The 14,345-nt window shown below is 28.5% G+C and carries 18 protein-coding genes and 1 riboswitch; of the genes, 1 reads left to right on the top strand and 17 read right to left on the bottom strand.

Going from position 1 to position 14,345, the window contains the following annotated elements; all coding sequences use genetic code 11:
- Window positions 1-79: 79 nt before the first annotated feature.
- Window positions 80-802 carry an MgtC/SapB family protein gene (locus Q1J48_RS05480; RefSeq protein ID WP_300361805.1) on the top strand — a complete coding sequence of 241 codons (723 nt, stop codon included), beginning with the start codon at window positions 80-82 and terminating at the stop codon, window positions 800-802.
- Window positions 803-951: 149 nt separating this feature from the next.
- Here the strand turns inward: Q1J48_RS05480 and metK are convergent, their stop codons facing one another.
- The 17 genes from metK to Q1J48_RS05395 form a co-directional block, all read right to left on the bottom strand.
- Window positions 952-2,106, bottom strand: a complete 1,155-nt coding sequence (gene metK, locus Q1J48_RS05475; protein ID WP_300329560.1) for a methionine adenosyltransferase — start codon at window positions 2,104-2,106, stop codon at window positions 952-954.
- Window positions 2,107-2,189: 83 nt separating this feature from the next.
- Window positions 2,190-2,275: riboswitch (SAM riboswitch) on the bottom strand.
- A 45-nt stretch (window positions 2,276-2,320) separates the two neighbouring features.
- Window positions 2,321-2,998, bottom strand: a complete 678-nt coding sequence (locus tag Q1J48_RS05470) for a tRNA1(Val) (adenine(37)-N6)-methyltransferase (RefSeq protein ID WP_300361802.1) — start codon at window positions 2,996-2,998, stop codon at window positions 2,321-2,323.
- 4 nt (window positions 2,999-3,002) lie between these two features.
- Window positions 3,003-3,932, bottom strand: coding sequence for a PSP1 domain-containing protein (locus Q1J48_RS05465; RefSeq protein WP_300329592.1), 930 nt, complete (start codon window positions 3,930-3,932; stop codon window positions 3,003-3,005).
- Between the two features lie 109 nt (window positions 3,933-4,041).
- Window positions 4,042-4,746, bottom strand: a complete 705-nt coding sequence (radC, locus tag Q1J48_RS05460; protein WP_300329566.1) for a RadC family protein — start codon at window positions 4,744-4,746, stop codon at window positions 4,042-4,044.
- A 14-nt stretch (window positions 4,747-4,760) separates the two neighbouring features.
- On the bottom strand, window positions 4,761-5,825 hold the full coding sequence (cobT, locus tag Q1J48_RS05455; protein ID WP_300361799.1) for a nicotinate-nucleotide--dimethylbenzimidazole phosphoribosyltransferase: 1,065 nt from the start codon (window positions 5,823-5,825) through the stop codon (window positions 4,761-4,763).
- Window positions 5,826-5,829: 4 nt separating this feature from the next.
- The gene (locus tag Q1J48_RS05450) at window positions 5,830-6,417 is read right to left on the bottom strand and encodes a histidine phosphatase family protein (RefSeq protein WP_300361797.1); all 588 of its coding nucleotides are present in this window, start codon (window positions 6,415-6,417) and stop codon (window positions 5,830-5,832) included.
- The gene (gene cobS / locus Q1J48_RS05445) at window positions 6,417-7,235 is read right to left on the bottom strand and encodes an adenosylcobinamide-GDP ribazoletransferase (protein WP_300361794.1); all 819 of its coding nucleotides are present in this window, start codon (window positions 7,233-7,235) and stop codon (window positions 6,417-6,419) included. Before cobS ends, Q1J48_RS05450 begins: the two co-directional genes overlap by 1 nt.
- Before the next feature lie 19 nt (window positions 7,236-7,254).
- Complete coding sequence (gene cobU, locus Q1J48_RS05440; RefSeq protein WP_300361791.1) at window positions 7,255-7,815, bottom strand: bifunctional adenosylcobinamide kinase/adenosylcobinamide-phosphate guanylyltransferase; 561 nt, start codon at window positions 7,813-7,815, stop codon at window positions 7,255-7,257.
- A gap of 129 nt (window positions 7,816-7,944) precedes the next feature.
- Window positions 7,945-8,268 carry an HU family DNA-binding protein gene (locus tag Q1J48_RS05435; RefSeq protein WP_300329581.1) on the bottom strand — a complete coding sequence of 108 codons (324 nt, stop codon included), beginning with the start codon at window positions 8,266-8,268 and terminating at the stop codon, window positions 7,945-7,947.
- Between the two features lie 126 nt (window positions 8,269-8,394).
- On the bottom strand, window positions 8,395-9,126 hold the full coding sequence (gene cobJ / locus Q1J48_RS05430) for a precorrin-3B C(17)-methyltransferase (protein ID WP_300361788.1): 732 nt from the start codon (window positions 9,124-9,126) through the stop codon (window positions 8,395-8,397).
- Window positions 9,127-10,107: a cobalt-precorrin 5A hydrolase gene (gene cbiG / locus Q1J48_RS05425; protein ID WP_300361786.1), complete on the bottom strand. Its 981-nt coding sequence runs from the start codon at window positions 10,105-10,107 to the stop codon at window positions 9,127-9,129. It abuts the gene before it with no gap.
- Between the two features lie 2 nt (window positions 10,108-10,109).
- A complete protein-coding gene (gene cobM, locus Q1J48_RS05420) occupies window positions 10,110-10,871 on the bottom strand; it encodes a precorrin-4 C(11)-methyltransferase (protein WP_300361783.1) in 762 nt (253 codons plus the stop codon).
- Window positions 10,850-11,578, bottom strand: coding sequence for a precorrin-2 C(20)-methyltransferase (cobI, locus tag Q1J48_RS05415; RefSeq protein ID WP_300361780.1), 729 nt, complete (start codon window positions 11,576-11,578; stop codon window positions 10,850-10,852). Before cobI ends, cobM begins: the two co-directional genes overlap by 22 nt.
- Window positions 11,578-12,147, bottom strand: a complete 570-nt coding sequence (gene cbiT / locus Q1J48_RS05410) for a precorrin-6Y C5,15-methyltransferase (decarboxylating) subunit CbiT (protein WP_300361778.1) — start codon at window positions 12,145-12,147, stop codon at window positions 11,578-11,580. The genes cobI and cbiT overlap by 1 nt, the downstream gene beginning before the upstream one ends.
- Window positions 12,138-12,767: a precorrin-6y C5,15-methyltransferase (decarboxylating) subunit CbiE gene (gene cbiE, locus Q1J48_RS05405; protein ID WP_300361775.1), complete on the bottom strand. Its 630-nt coding sequence runs from the start codon at window positions 12,765-12,767 to the stop codon at window positions 12,138-12,140. The genes cbiT and cbiE overlap by 10 nt, the downstream gene beginning before the upstream one ends.
- Window positions 12,768-12,774: 7 nt before the next feature.
- Window positions 12,775-13,896 carry a cobalt-precorrin-5B (C(1))-methyltransferase CbiD gene (cbiD, locus tag Q1J48_RS05400; RefSeq protein ID WP_300361773.1) on the bottom strand — a complete coding sequence of 374 codons (1,122 nt, stop codon included), beginning with the start codon at window positions 13,894-13,896 and terminating at the stop codon, window positions 12,775-12,777.
- On the bottom strand, window positions 13,897-14,345 hold a 449-nt coding region (locus tag Q1J48_RS05395), incomplete at its 5' end, for a precorrin-8X methylmutase (RefSeq protein WP_300361770.1).

The raw sequence follows: 14,345 nt of genomic DNA, 5'->3' as shown, positions 1-14,345 counted from the left end.
AATTTAATATTAAAGCAAGATTTATGAGCTTTTTTCATCTTATAATTAGCTCTTTTTTGTTTAAAATATAGGAGGACTTATGAATGATGTTTTTTCTTTATCTTTAACAAATTGGGAAATTTTACTAAGAATTTTTATTGCGATACTTATAGGGGGAGCTATTGGATATGAAAGAGGAGTACATAACAGAACTTCTCCAGCTGGATTTAGAACTCATATATTAGTTTGTCTTGGAGCCTGTATAGTTTCTATAATTCAAGATCAATTAAGAGTAAATATAACAAATTTTGCAATAAATTATCCTGATGTTGGTCAAGTAATAAAAACAGATCTAGGAAGAATCGGTGCTCAAGTTGTCAGCGGAATAGGATTTTTAGGAGCTGGTACAATAATGAGAGACAAAAGAGGAACAGTTGGTGGTTTAACTACTGCTGCTTCTATTTGGGCCACTGGTTGTCTTGGACTAAGTATTGGTTGGGGATTCTATTCTTTAGCTATTCCAGCAGGAATTGCTATAATTGTTGTTTTAGTTACCTTAAAAAAATTTGAAGAATCTGTTATTGATAAAAAGTGTATAACATATTTAAAAATTCAATTTTTACAAAATAGTTTACTTGGAAATGATTCCATTAAAATTTATGATGTTTTAAAAGATAAAAATATCATAATAAAAAATATGGAAAAGGACGAAGAGGATAAGACAATAGTTTTTACTTTAATAGTTCCTAAACAATTTAATTCTCTTGATCTACTTTCTGAGATAACTAAAAATGAAAGTGTTTTAAAAGTTTCATTAAAATAAAAATCTCTAAGAATATTTCAAATATAAAAAAAGAAGTTATAAATTACCAATCAGTTTATGCTTCTTTTTTATTTTATAAAAAAAAAGAGCTACAATCAACAGTTTATACTTTGTATAACCATTAATTATAATAGCTCTTTTATATTTTATTATTTATTGAAATATTTTTTTAATTCTTCAACTTTACTTAATTCTTCCCAAGGTAAAGAAATATCTGTTCTTCCTATATGTCCAAAAGCTGCTAGATCTTGATATCTAAACTCACAACTTCTTAATCTTAAATCTCTTTCTATTCCTCTAGGAGTTAGATCAAATAATTCAGAAACACCTTTAGCTAATTCTATTTCATCTACTTTTCCAGTTCCAAAAGTATCAATTTTTATAGATGTTGGTTCAGCCACTCCAATTGCATAAGATAATTGAACTTCACATTTATCAGCTAAATCAGCAGCAACTATATTTTTAGCTACCCATCTTGCAGCATAAGCAGCAGATCTATCTACTTTAGAAGGGTCTTTTCCAGAGAAAGCTCCCCCACCGTGTCTGAAATATCCACCATAAGTATCTACTATAATTTTTCTTCCTGTTAATCCAGTATCTCCATGAGGTCCACCTATTTCAAATTTTCCTGTTGGGTTTATAAATATTTTTTTGATATCATCAAAGTTTAAGTTATATTTTTCTAAAACTGGTTTTATTACTAATTCTTTTACATCGTGGTGAATTTGTTCTTGAGTAACAAATTGATTATGTTGAACTGATACAACTATTGTGTCAACAAATTTTATATTTCCTTCTCTGTCATAAGCAAGAGTTACTTGAGATTTTGCATCTGGTCTAGCCCAAGAAAGTACTCCTTCTTTTCTTAAATCAACTAATAATTTTAAAATCTCTCTTGCAAGAACTAAAGCAAGTGGCATTAATTCTGGAGTTTCTTTTACAGCTCCTCCGAACATAATTCCTTGGTCACCAGCTCCTCCAACATCAACACCCATAGCAATATCTGGAGATTGAGAGTGAATAGAGTTAAACACTCCACAACTATCATCAAATCCCATTCCTGGTCTATATCCTATTTCATATATTTTTTTTCTTACTATATCTTGAATATCTATATAAGTTCTAGTTGTTATTTCTCCTCCAACTATAACTTGTCCTGTTGTACAAAATACCTCACAAGCAACTCTTGAATTAGGGTCATCCTTTAAACAAGCGTCTAAAACTGCATCTGATATTTGATCTGCTACCTTATCTGGATGTCCAGGTGATACGCACTCAGATGTAAAATATACTAAATCTTCCATTTCTCCTCCTATAAAAATACAAAACAATAATTTAAATAAAAAATCCCTTTCATCTGAAAGGGATTTACTTTTAACAAACATAATCCCCATCTTACTGGAATTAGCACCACACAAAAAGTAGGTTGCTGAGACATCTCAGGGCCATTCCCTCCGTCTCTCTTGATGGTTACAGTGTATTATAATATACTTTAGTAAATTTGTCAATATTTATTTTTTAATAACCTTCCTCCTCTAAATAAAGGGGTGGTAATATTTCTAACTTATTTTTTTTACCTTTTGATGCTTGGATCAATATAAGATTAGAATTTTTTTCTCTATTGAAGTAAACAAATTGTATCCTTTTTAAAGAAAACTTATTTTTTTCTAATTCAATTACGATCTCTGGTAATCTATAACTTCTATGAACCATAAAAAATTCTCCTTGAGGTTTTAATAATCTCTTGGCATTTTTTATCAGTTCTTCTAAATTTAAACTTATCTCGTGGCGAGAAATTTTTTTATTTTCATTCTCTGAAATTTTTTTCCCATCTAAAATCATATATGGAGGATTAGAAATTATATAATCAAAGAAATTAGATTCTTTATAGTTTTTTACATCGCCTAAAATAGGTTTTATTATCTCCGTTAAACTATTTTCTTCTATATTTTTTTTAAAAATTTCAAAACTCTCTTTTTGAATCTCTATCCCAAAAATATTTTTCATATTTTTTCTTTTAGCTAGTAATATAGGAATTATCCCTGTTCCACTCCCAATATCTAATATTTTTTTTTGAGGATTTCCCTCAAAAAAATTAACTAAGATAATTGGATCAACAGAAAAACGAAATCCATCTATCAATTGATACATCTTTATATCATCATTAAATGTTGTTATATTTATTTTATCTTCCATAGAACTACTCTTTTTCTAAAATATCTAAATTTGTTCCATCTTCTGAAACTATTGGTGTTTCATTCTTCAATTTCTTAGCTTCTTTTCTATTGAATTTAATTTCTGAAATATCAAACTTAGTTATTCCTAGATTTGGTAAATCTACATATAAAAATCCGTTAAGTGGGCTAATACTTGTAACTTTTCCTTCACCTTTTTCAGTTTTTACCAACTGATTAACAGCTGGGAACATTCTTAGAGCTTCTTCATATTGATGATACTCATAATTTATACAACAAAGTAATCTTCCACAAACTCCAGAAATCTTTGCAGGATTGATAACAAGCCCTTGATCTCTTGCCATTTTTATAGATACAGAGTTAAATTTATTTATAAAAGTTCTACAACAAAGTTCTTTTCCACAAACCCCAATATCTCCCAAAATTCTAGCCTCATCTCTTACACCTATCTGACGTAATTCTATTCTAAGTCTAAAAATGTTTGCTAGATCTTTTACTAAATCTCTAAAGTCTATTCTTCCCTCTGCTGTAAAATAAAAAATTAATTTTGTTTTATCAAAAGTAAATTCTGTATTTATAAGTTTCATTGGTAATTTATGTTCAGTTATCTTTTCTTTACAAACTCTGTAAGCTTCTTTAGCTTCTTTTCTTAATTCATCATATCTTTTTACCTCTTCAGCACTAGCTTTTTTTATAACTGGCTTAAGTGGTAAAACTAAATATTTTTCAGAAAGAGTTATTGGTGTGTTGTATATAACACCTATCTCCTGTCCTCTTATTGTATCTACTATTACCTTATCACCTTTTCTATAAACCTCATCTTTATTTACAACCTCAAAATAATATCTTTTTTTAGTTATCTCAAATATTACTCCTACAACTGTATAAAATTTTTCCTCTACAACCTCTTCTTTTTCCTCTTTTTCTTCATCTATAAATTCTACAATTTTTTCTACTTTTTCTTCTTTTATTTCTTCTATTTTAACTAATTCTTCATTAGTTTGTTCTAATTTTTTTATGTCTTCCATAGACCCCCCTCTTTTTTTATATTATTCCCTCTTCTAAAAAACTAAAATAGGAATCCCTTGATATTATTATATGATCAAGTACTGAAACATCTACCATTTTAAAAAACTCTTTCATCATCTTTGTTATCTCTATATCTTTAGAAGATGGGTTTGTATTTCCCGATGGGTGATTATGAGCAAATATAATAGATCTGGCATTATAAAACATCACTCTTTCCAAAATTTTTCTCGGATAAACAGCACTTTTATCTATTGTCCCTTGGAACAGTGTTTCTACCCCCAAGACCTCATTATTAGAGTTTAAAAAAATCACCTTAAATTCCTCTATTTTTGAAATTCCTATATTTTTTCTTAAATAATTAAGAAGTTGATTTTTACTTCTTATTGATATTCTGTTATTTTCTTTATCATTTAAAACTTTATCTTCATAATAATATGAGAATAAATCTCCTATAAATTTTAAATAGGTTGTCGATACATCTCCCAACCCTTTTACTTTTTTTAATTCTTTTGGATCTGCCTCAAAAATTCCTTCTATTGTAGAAAATTTTTCAAGCAGTTCCTTTGCTAATGCTTTTGTATCTCTTCTAGGTATTATTGGAAAAAGTAAAAATTCTATTATTTCATAATCAGCCAAACTCTTATATCCACAAGACAGATATCTCTCTTGTAATCTTTTTCTATGTCCTTCACGATTATTTTTTAATTTGTCCTCTTCCATACTTGTCTCCTAAATTATTTATCAAAAAACATTCCGTAAACCTCTTTTGGAGTTTTCATTTCCTCACAAATATCTACTGCTGACCAAATCATTGGATAGGCAAAAACAGCACCTGTTCCCTCTCCCAATCTCATTTTTAAATTTAAAAATGATTCTTTTCCTAATTCTTTTAATATCATTTTCATTCCCGGTTCTTCACTTAAATGTGTCACAAGAATATAATTTTTTATAATTGGATTTAATCTACAAGCAACCAGTGCTGCTACTGCTGATATAAATCCATCTACTAATATAAGTTTTCTACATTTTGCAGCCCCTATATACAATCCAACTAAAAAGGCTATATCCAATCCTCCAACACAAGAAAGAACCTCTATTGGTCCCATTTGAAAAGTATTGTATTTTATACAACTTTCAAATATTATTTTTTTCTTAGTATTAAAGGTTTCATCATTTGCTCCTGATCCTCTTCCAACAGCCTCTTCTAAGCTGCATCTTGTAAGAGAATAAAGAACTGCTGAAGATGTTGTTGTGTTTCCTATCCCCATTTCTCCTGTGGAAAAAACATCATAGTCCTCTTCCAACTCTTCTATTGTAAATATTCCATTTTCTATTGTATCTATAACTTCATTTAAACTTAATGCTGGTTCTTTTCTAAAATTTTTACTTCCATTTGCAACTTTTGAAATAAAAAAATTTGGATAATCTCTTGGAATACTTCTTTTCATTCCAACATCAATAACTTTTAAGTCAACATTTAAGTTTCTGCAAAATATCCCTATTGGAGCAAAACCACTTACCATTTCTTCTGCAACAAGTCTTGTATATTCAAGAGGGCAAGGAGATACGTTCTCCTCTTCTGCCACACCATTATCAGCTACTGCTACAATATGACAACCTTTTCTTTTAACTCTTTTTATCATATGTGGTAATATTCCAGCTAACTGTTCAGCTATCTCTTCCAAAACCCCAAGACTTCCCACAGGTTTCATTTTACTATCTAATTTTTCTTTACACTCTCTTTTTGAATTTTTATTCAAAAAAGTTATATCTCTTAAACTTTCTTGTAATCTCTTCATTAAGCTAAACCCCTTTCAAATTTAATCCACTCAATAAAGGATAGTTTTCTTTAAATTCAATAATTGTTACACTTCCATTTTCAATTTTATACTTCCAGTAACTTTCTAGCCCTGTTGAAAAATAATAACTAAGAAGTGTACATATAACTCCCCAATGGGTTCCTATTAAATAAGTTTTTCCATCAGGAAGATTTTCTATAAATTTCACTACTCTTTTTTGTAAATCATATGGGCTTTCCCCATTTTCAAAATTATAAGTTTTCCAGTTTTCTTGAGAAATTTTTAATTCTTTAGGATATTTTTTTTGTAGCTCCTCATAAGTATACCCTTCAAAAATTCCAAAATTTAACTCTCTTATCTCTTTTGAAGTTTTTATCTCTAAATTTTTATAATTTATTAGCTCTGCTGTTTTGTAAGCTCTTATAAGATCACTGGAATATATCTCATCATAATCAAATTTTTCTAAAATTTTTCTTGCTGACTTTACTTGTTCTATACCCTTTTTTGTTAGATCAGGATCTAAAAAACCATAATAAAGTTTTTCTAAATTCATTGTGGTTTCTCCGTGTCTAACTAAAATTATTTTTTTCATTATCTTACTCCTAAAGATATATAAACTCCAAATAATACAACTATTTGAGATAGTTCTAATACAGCTCCCAATGTATCTCCTGTAATTCCACCTATTTTTCTTTCCATTAATTTTGCAAAATAAGCTCCTAAAACATGGGTTACAAAAACTATATTAACTATATAAATAGGATTATAACTTCTAAATAATAAAACTTGTACCACTAAACAGTAGATTAAAGATATAAAGATACTAAGTATTACAGCTTTTCTATCCGTTTGATCAACTAAATCTTTTGCACTACCAGATGCTTTTGCATATTGAACTAATCCACAGTTTAAAACACTATTAGCTCTTGCTATTACTGGCATAATTAATAGAGCCAGTCCCATTCCTCTCATTTGAAAATTTCCACTAAATATATTCCCTAAATCAAATGCATACTCTGTTTCAATCCCTGCAAGAAGTAAAACTTTCAATATAAAATACATTATAAGAGCTATCGCTCCGTTAGCACCTATTCTAGAATCTTTCATAATTTCTAGCATTTTTTGTTTACTTCTATAACTAAAAATTCCATCAAATGTATCTGAAAGTCCATCAAGATGCATAGCTCCTGTTATAGCTATCTCTATTAAAACTAAAGTTCCTGCTAAAATATATGGAGAGTGGATAAATCTTCCAAGTAAAATATAAAATAGATATAATATTATCCCTATAACCATTCCTATAACTGGAAAAAACTTCATACTTTTTCCCATTTCCTCAGAATCAAATTTAGGCTCCATAGGAATTGGTAATCTTGTCATAAATTTAAAAAGTAAAACTAAACCGTTCATAAAAACTCCTTCTTATAAATTATTTTAATCTCATTGGTATTCCAGAAACTACAAAGTATGCTTCTTCTGATTTTTTAGCTGCAATTTGATTTATTTTTCCAGCTATCTCTCTAAAATATCTACCTAAATAATTATCTGGAACTAACCCCATTCCAAGTTCATTAGATACTACTACCATATCAATATTATTTTCCTCAACAAAATCTAAAATCTCATTGACATCTTTTACCATTCTTTCCTTTACTTTATTTAATTCTTCCATGGTAATTTTTTCCCAATCTCTGTCATTATCTAAAATCATTAGGTTACTTACCATATTAGTTAAACAATCTAAAAGTATAGCATCATATCCCTCTATATGTCCTTTTAAAAGAGTTGGAAGATTTTTATAATTTTCTATTGTTTTCCAATTTTTCCCTCTTCTTCTTTTGTGTTTAGATATTTTATCTCTCATCTCTTCATCAAAAGCAACTCCTGTTGCTAAATATATTTTTTTATCATATTTCTCATCCATATATTTTTCTGCAAAGCCACTTTTTCCAGAACGAGCTCCACCACTGATATATATTAATTTTCCCAAGATAGTACCCTCCTTATTTTCTTATTGATAATTATATCATATATTTTAGCTATTTTGTAAAAGAAAATAAATTTTTTCAAAAAATAAAACAAGCAGTGTAAAACTGCTTGTTTTATATTCTTAAATTAACTATTTAGCTTTTTTCTTGCAAGTTCTTTTTTTCTTTGGTTCTTCTTTCACATTTAATCTGTCAGATAAATCTTTTCCAACTTTAAATTTAATGTAATTTTTAGGAGTAATTTTAATTGGTTCCCCTGTTCTAGGGTTGATTCCTTCGGCTCTTTTTGTTGTTTTTCTCTCAAAAGTTCCTAGTCCTCTAAACACTAAAACTTCCTCAGTTGTTAGAGCCTCTTTCAATGTTTCTACAAAAACTTCTACCTGTCTTTTTGCTTCTTCTTTGCTTGGTAAATTTGCATTTTTCATAAGCAATTCAGCAAATTCTACTTTTTTCATAGTTCCTCCCTTCAAAAGATATAAATAATAAAAATTATTCAAGATATTATATAAGACTATAAATTTTCTTAAATTGTTTAAAATTTTTTTATTTTTTCTTTTTTTATTACATTAAAATTATTTTACTTAGGGGTTAATTTTGTACCCACGAGGTGTTATAATTTTATTTTTTATCACCTTTGAGTTGGAATTACCTATTATTACAGTAGAAAACATATCTATTTGATAATTTAACATATCTTTTAAATCTGTTATTGTATACGCTTCTCCTTCTCTACCAACATTTCTTGCAATTAATACTGGAGTAGTTTCTTTTTTATGTTTTAACATTATCTCTCTAGCTTTATTAATAAGCTCAGGTCTTCCATTACTTTTTGGATTATATAATGTAATTACAAAATCTCCCTGAGAAGCTAGATCTATTCTTTTCTTTATAAGTTCCCAATCTGTTAAAAGATTGCTTAAAGAAATATTTACACTATCGTGAACTATTGGAGCTCCCCCTAGACTTGCTGAAGCATTTGCTGATGTTATCCCTGGTATAATTTCTACTTCTATATCGCTATCTTTTGCAACTTCCAACATAAGTCCAGCCATTCCATAAACTCCTGCATCGCCAGAACTTATTAAAGAAACTACATTCCCCTCTTCAGCTAATTTTAATGTTTCTTCACATCTTACTACCTCTTTTTTCATAAAAGATTTTATCAATCTTTTCTCTGGAAAAAGTTCCTCTACTAATTCTATATAAGTTTTATATCCTATTATGACATCTGAATTTTTTAATGTATCATATGCTTTAAAAGTCATATTTTCTTTGTTACCCGGACCAAGTCCTACCACATAGATTTTTCCCATTTATCCCTCCTGAAATACTGAAAGAGTTATCCCCTCATATATCTTCTTTTCTACTAAAAGTTTTCCATTTTTTTCTGATGATAAAACACTACAAGGAGCTGACACTGAAGTAACTCCTATGGTTTTTTCTACAAACTCTGATTTTTCAAATCTATCTTGAATTTTTTTTATCTCATCTCTTTGAATTATCTTTAATGGAACATCAAAATATTTTGCACTTTCAATTATACCAATCTCATCTTTTTTTACATCAACTGTTCCTATAACTCTTATAGCTTTATAGGAGATATTTAGCTCTTTTAAAATATCCTTTATTGCAAAAATTATTTTTTCCTTCAAACTTCCTTTTTTACATCCTATCCCTATAACTATATTTTTAGGGATAATTTGAGTTATTTCTATATTTTCTCTGTTAGAAACTAATATAACTCCACTTGGATTTTCATCTGAAATATTTTTGGGAACTTTTATTTGAACTTTCTCTCCAGCTACAATCAGACTTGTAACTTTTTTGGCTGATTCTAAATCTTTTAATCTTCCATTTATTTTTGTAGCTAATGTATCAACTGCTATCTTTCCAGAAATATCAGAAGATGTGGTAATAAGTGGGAGAGCTTTTATTTTTTTAGCTATTTCACTAGCTAATTCATTTCCACCACCTAGGTGCCCTGATAAAATTGGAATAATAAAATTTCCATTTTCATCAACAACTAAGATACAAGGGTCTATATCTTTTTTCTGAATATATGGAGATATAACTCTTACAGCTATCCCTATAGCAGTAATAAAAATAATTCCATAATATTTTTTAAAAATATCTCCAACTGTTTCAGCTAAAGAATTTTCTATTTCAAATAATCCCTCTTCTGAAAATTTTTTCATTGTATAAATATCAATATTTTCTTCCTTGTCTTTTATTTTTTTTGCAAGTACAACTCCATTTTTTGTAACAGTTATAATTGCTATTCTATTATCTTTCATAATTATTCACTTTTACCTTGTCTATATTCGTGAGTAAAAGTTTTATCATATAATTTTGATTTTGAATAATCATCTCCTAAGAAATCTCCAACTAAAATCTGAGCTGTCTTAGTTATATTTTCTTTTTTTACAAGTTCTGAAATATTTTCAAGAGTTCCTATAACTTTTTTTTCATCTTTCCAGCTAGCTCTTTGAACAACTGCTACTGGTGTTGTAATTGGATAATGCTTTAATAATTTTTCTACAACCTCATCTATCATTTGAACTGATAAAAATATCGCCATTGAAGCTCTATGAGAAGCTAAACTTTCTAAAGATTCTTTTTCTGGTACAGGTGTTCTTCCTGCAAGTCTTGTACAAATAACAGTCTGACTTACATCTGGTAGGGTAAACTCTTTTTTTAATGAGGCTGCTGAAGCAAGAAATGAACTTACCCCCGGAATAACTTCAAATTCAATATTTTCTTTTTCTAATATATCCATCTGTTCTCTGTGAGCCCCGAAAATACTTGGATCTCCAGTATGAACTCTAACAACTTTTTTATTTTCTTTACTTCCTTTTATCGTTATATCTGTAACCTCTTCTAATGTCATACTTGCACTGTTATAAACCTCTGCTCCTGATTTATGACAATCTATAACCTCTCTTGGCACTAAAGATCCAGCATAGATAATAATATCTGCCTCTTTTATCAATCTTTGCCCCTTCACTGTAATCAATTCAGGATCTCCTGGTCCAGCCCCTATGAAATAAACTTTTTCCATTTCTCAATCCCTCCTTTTTTTAAAATTAAAGTTGAAAAGTATGGTACATTATCTTGATCTATTTCATCTAAATCAAAGAAAACTTTTTGCTCTTTTTTTCCAGATTCACAAACCAAAGCAATATTATTTTCATTATTTGTATGTTTTATTGCCTCTTTTAATTCTTTAAATTTTAAAGAAGCCTTCATCACAACCAAATTATCATTTTCTTCAATAGCTTTTATAATATAATCTTTATCGCATTTTTTATAAAGTCCAATAACTTTTAAATTTTCATTTCCCACAACAAGAGGAATATTTATTCTTGAAGCTATATCTACAAAAGATGAAATCCCTGGAACTGTCTCCACCTGATATTTTTTATCTATATTTTCTAAAAGATAGATATAGGTACTGTAAGTCATAGGATCCCCTATTGTAATAAATCCTACATTTAAATTTTTATCCAAATATTTTTCAACAATTTTACCATTTTCAAATCTTTCTATCTCTCTTTGTCTAACATTTGGATTCATAGAAAATTCCATATCTATCAGTTCTATATCTTTTTTTAAATAAGTTTTAACTATTTCATAAGCTGTACTAGAAAATTCTCTCCCTGCATTAGGTAATATAAGAACATCTAACTCCTTTAAAATATTTACAGCCTTTATTGTCATCATTTCTGGGTCTCCGACACCTACCCCTATTCCATAAAATTTACTCATTACTTTCTCCCACTTATAATATATATTGGATTTTCTCCCATCATCATAGTATAATTTCCTATTTTTTTATCTCTTGAAACTCCAATATTGACTATTTCTATATCTTTTAAATTTTTTCTTTTTATTATTTCTAAAGTATTGCCAAGACTTTCTAAAGCAATAATATTTATCACAAAATCACTCTCTGGTTTAGAATACTCTATAAAAAAATCTATAATCTCTTCCATATTTCCAGAAGATCCACCTATAAACATCTTATCAAAAGAGTTTTTTTCTATTTCTTTAAGATCCTTTGGTGCTACTCCAAATATTAATTTATAATTTTTTATTTGAAATTTCTCAAGATTTTCTTCTATAAGTTCTATACCATCTCTGTTTTTTTCTATCCCATAGACAAAACCTTTTTTTAAATAAGTAGCTCCCTCTATCCCAACACTTCCTGTTCCTGCTCCGACATCTATCAAAACAGAATTCTCTTGAAGATTTAACTTTGCTATGGATATAGCTCTTATCTCCTCCTTTGTCATAGGAACTTTCCCTCTTATAAATTCTCTATCTTTTATATGCATTTTTTTAACACCACCACATTTAAAGAATACTCTCTTTTATAATTTGAAAAATCTTTTGGAAAAAAACTAAAGATATTTTCATCTTCATAAGATAGATTCTCTCCAACTATAATCTCAACATCTTCTATATTATTTTCAAATAATAATTTCCCTAACTCATAGGGGGAATTTTTTTTATCTGTAAGTAAAACTAAGCCTTTTTTACTCTCCTTTAAAGTTTTTATAATATCAATCTCTCTTCCGTGGACACTACAAAGAGTATAATCCTCCCAAGTTTCACAGATTTTCCCAAAAAGATATTGAAAAGATGATAACCCCGGTATAACTTTTATCTGATCCATCTCAAAATTTCTTTTTATATATGATAAAAGGCTATAATAACCTGTATCCCCTGAAACTATTATTGAAATATTTTTTTCAAAATTTTCATTTATAAAATTTTTCATCTCTTCTAAAGATTTCAATCTATATTTTATTATATTTTCTGTAAGGAGTTCATCTATATCTTTTAGCTGTCTTTCTCCCCCGATAACTATATCGGAATTTTTTAAAACTTTTCTCCCAGCCAAACTAAAATAATCTAGATTCCCAACCCCCAATCCTATAACATTTATTTTCATAATCTCCTCATAATGATTCTATCATTTTTATAAAGTTTTTACTCATACCAACATTATTTTTAAATGAAAATATTAAGGATTCACACCAAATATCTTCACCTCTTAAATACTCTTGAGATTTTTTTGAAACTTTTTCAGCTATCAAATTAAAAAACTCTTTATTTTTTATATATTCACACCCCTCTTCAACAGTATTAGAGTGTAAAATTTTTAAAATATCCTCAGATTTTTCCCCTATCTCAAAAGCATTTGATACCATTATCTCTATTCTAGCATCTGCCACCTTGCTATGAGTATTATATATTCCACCAGCTATTTTTATAGCCTTTCCTATATGTCCAACTAAAAATATTTTCTTATATCCAAGTTCACAAGCACAGTCTAGCATATAACCAACATAGTTGCTTATCACTATTAGATTTGTTGTGTCAAGTCCCAACTCCTCACAATATTTTTTTCCATAATTTCCAAAAGAAAAAATTATCCAATCTTTTTTACTATTTTCTTTTAAAAATTTTAATTCTATTTTTAAAGAGTCTTTTAAAGCCTCCTCACTCATAGGTTTTAATATCCCAGTAGTTCCTAATATTGAAATTCCACCTAAAATCCCTAGTTTTTCATTAAAAGTTTTTTTAGCAATCTCTCTTCCTTCTGGAATATATATTTTTATTTCTATCTTTATATCCTTTGAAATGTTATTTTCTCTTAAAAATTTTCTTATATTTTTTAAAAGCATTTCTAAAGGTTTAGGATTTATTGCATACTTTCCAACCTGTTGTTGTAACCCTTTTTTAGTTACAACTCCAATCCCTTTTCCACATCTTATCTGTATATTATCAAATATATAACTTTTACTATCCGGCTGAAAACTATCTACAATTTTTATTCTAGAAAAAATTGCTATTCCATTGGTTACATCAGGATCATCACCAGAATATTTTTTTATAGAGCAGGTACAAAAATTTTTTCTCTTTCTTATTCTGTTTATCGGTATCACTAAACTATTTTCATCTAATAAATCTATTTTTATATTTTCTAGTATAGTATCTCTAAAAAAATAATTTAAAGCTCCCATTGTCCCAGCCACTACACAACTTCCTGTTGTGTATCCAGATTTTAATTTTTTCACCTAAAATCCCTCTCTTTTATATAACTGGTATAAAATACCGTGTAAAATAGAAACAGTTACAGTACTTCCTCCCTTTCTTCCGTCAATAGTTATATAGGGAATATTTAACTCTTTAAAAACTTCCTTTGATTCACTTGCTCCTACAAACCCAACAGGAGCTCCAACTACTAAAGCTGGTTTTTCAATCTCGTTATTTTCTATCATCTCTTTTAATCTAAAAAGAGCTGTGGGAGCATTCCCTAAAAGAAATATCTTTGTTTCTCTATCCTTTCCAGCCTTTTCAATTCCAACTATTGAACGGGTAACACCTCTCTCCTTACTCTCTTTTGCAACCTCCTCATCAGACACAAGAGAGTATGGAGTACAATTAAATTTTTTTAAAATTATTTTACTCAAACCATTAACTATCATATTTGTATCACAATAGATTTTACAACCTTTTTCAATAG

This window comes from Fusobacterium sp. (genome assembly GCF_029258315.1).
Taxonomy (GTDB): domain Bacteria; phylum Fusobacteriota; class Fusobacteriia; order Fusobacteriales; family Fusobacteriaceae; genus Fusobacterium_B.
This window is presented reverse-complemented; position numbering and strand designations above follow the sequence as displayed.

Bases quoted from the DNA above. Each gene is read 5' to 3' on its own strand.
- cobM (WP_300361783.1), bottom strand. From the start codon at position 10,871: ATGGAAAAAGTTTATTTCATAGGGGCTGGACCAGGAGATCCTGAATTG.
- cobI (WP_300361780.1), bottom strand. From the start codon at position 11,578: ATGAGTAAATTTTATGGAATAGGGGTAGGTGTCGGAGACCCAGAAATG.
- cobT (WP_300361799.1), bottom strand. From the start codon at position 5,825: ATGAAGAGATTACAAGAAAGTTTAAGAGATATAACTTTTTTGAATAAA.
- Q1J48_RS05450 (WP_300361797.1), bottom strand. From the start codon at position 6,417: ATGAAAAAAATAATTTTAGTTAGACACGGAGAAACCACAATGAATTTA.
- Q1J48_RS05480 (WP_300361805.1), top strand. From the start codon at position 80: ATGAATGATGTTTTTTCTTTATCTTTAACAAATTGGGAAATTTTACTA.
- cbiT (WP_300361778.1), bottom strand. From the start codon at position 12,147: ATGCATATAAAAGATAGAGAATTTATAAGAGGGAAAGTTCCTATGACA.
- Q1J48_RS05435 (WP_300329581.1), bottom strand. From the start codon at position 8,268: ATGAAAAAAGTAGAATTTGCTGAATTGCTTATGAAAAATGCAAATTTA.
- Q1J48_RS05470 (WP_300361802.1), bottom strand. From the start codon at position 2,998: ATGGAAGATAAAATAAATATAACAACATTTAATGATGATATAAAGATG.
- cobS (WP_300361794.1), bottom strand. From the start codon at position 7,235: ATGAACGGTTTAGTTTTACTTTTTAAATTTATGACAAGATTACCAATT.
- cbiE (WP_300361775.1), bottom strand. From the start codon at position 12,767: ATGAAAATAAATGTTATAGGATTGGGGGTTGGGAATCTAGATTATTTT.
- cobJ (WP_300361788.1), bottom strand. From the start codon at position 9,126: ATGGGAAAAATCTATGTGGTAGGACTTGGTCCGGGTAACAAAGAAAAT.
- metK (WP_300329560.1), bottom strand. From the start codon at position 2,106: ATGGAAGATTTAGTATATTTTACATCTGAGTGCGTATCACCTGGACAT.
- radC (WP_300329566.1), bottom strand. From the start codon at position 4,746: ATGGAAGAGGACAAATTAAAAAATAATCGTGAAGGACATAGAAAAAGA.
- cbiG (WP_300361786.1), bottom strand. From the start codon at position 10,107: ATGAAAGATAATAGAATAGCAATTATAACTGTTACAAAAAATGGAGTT.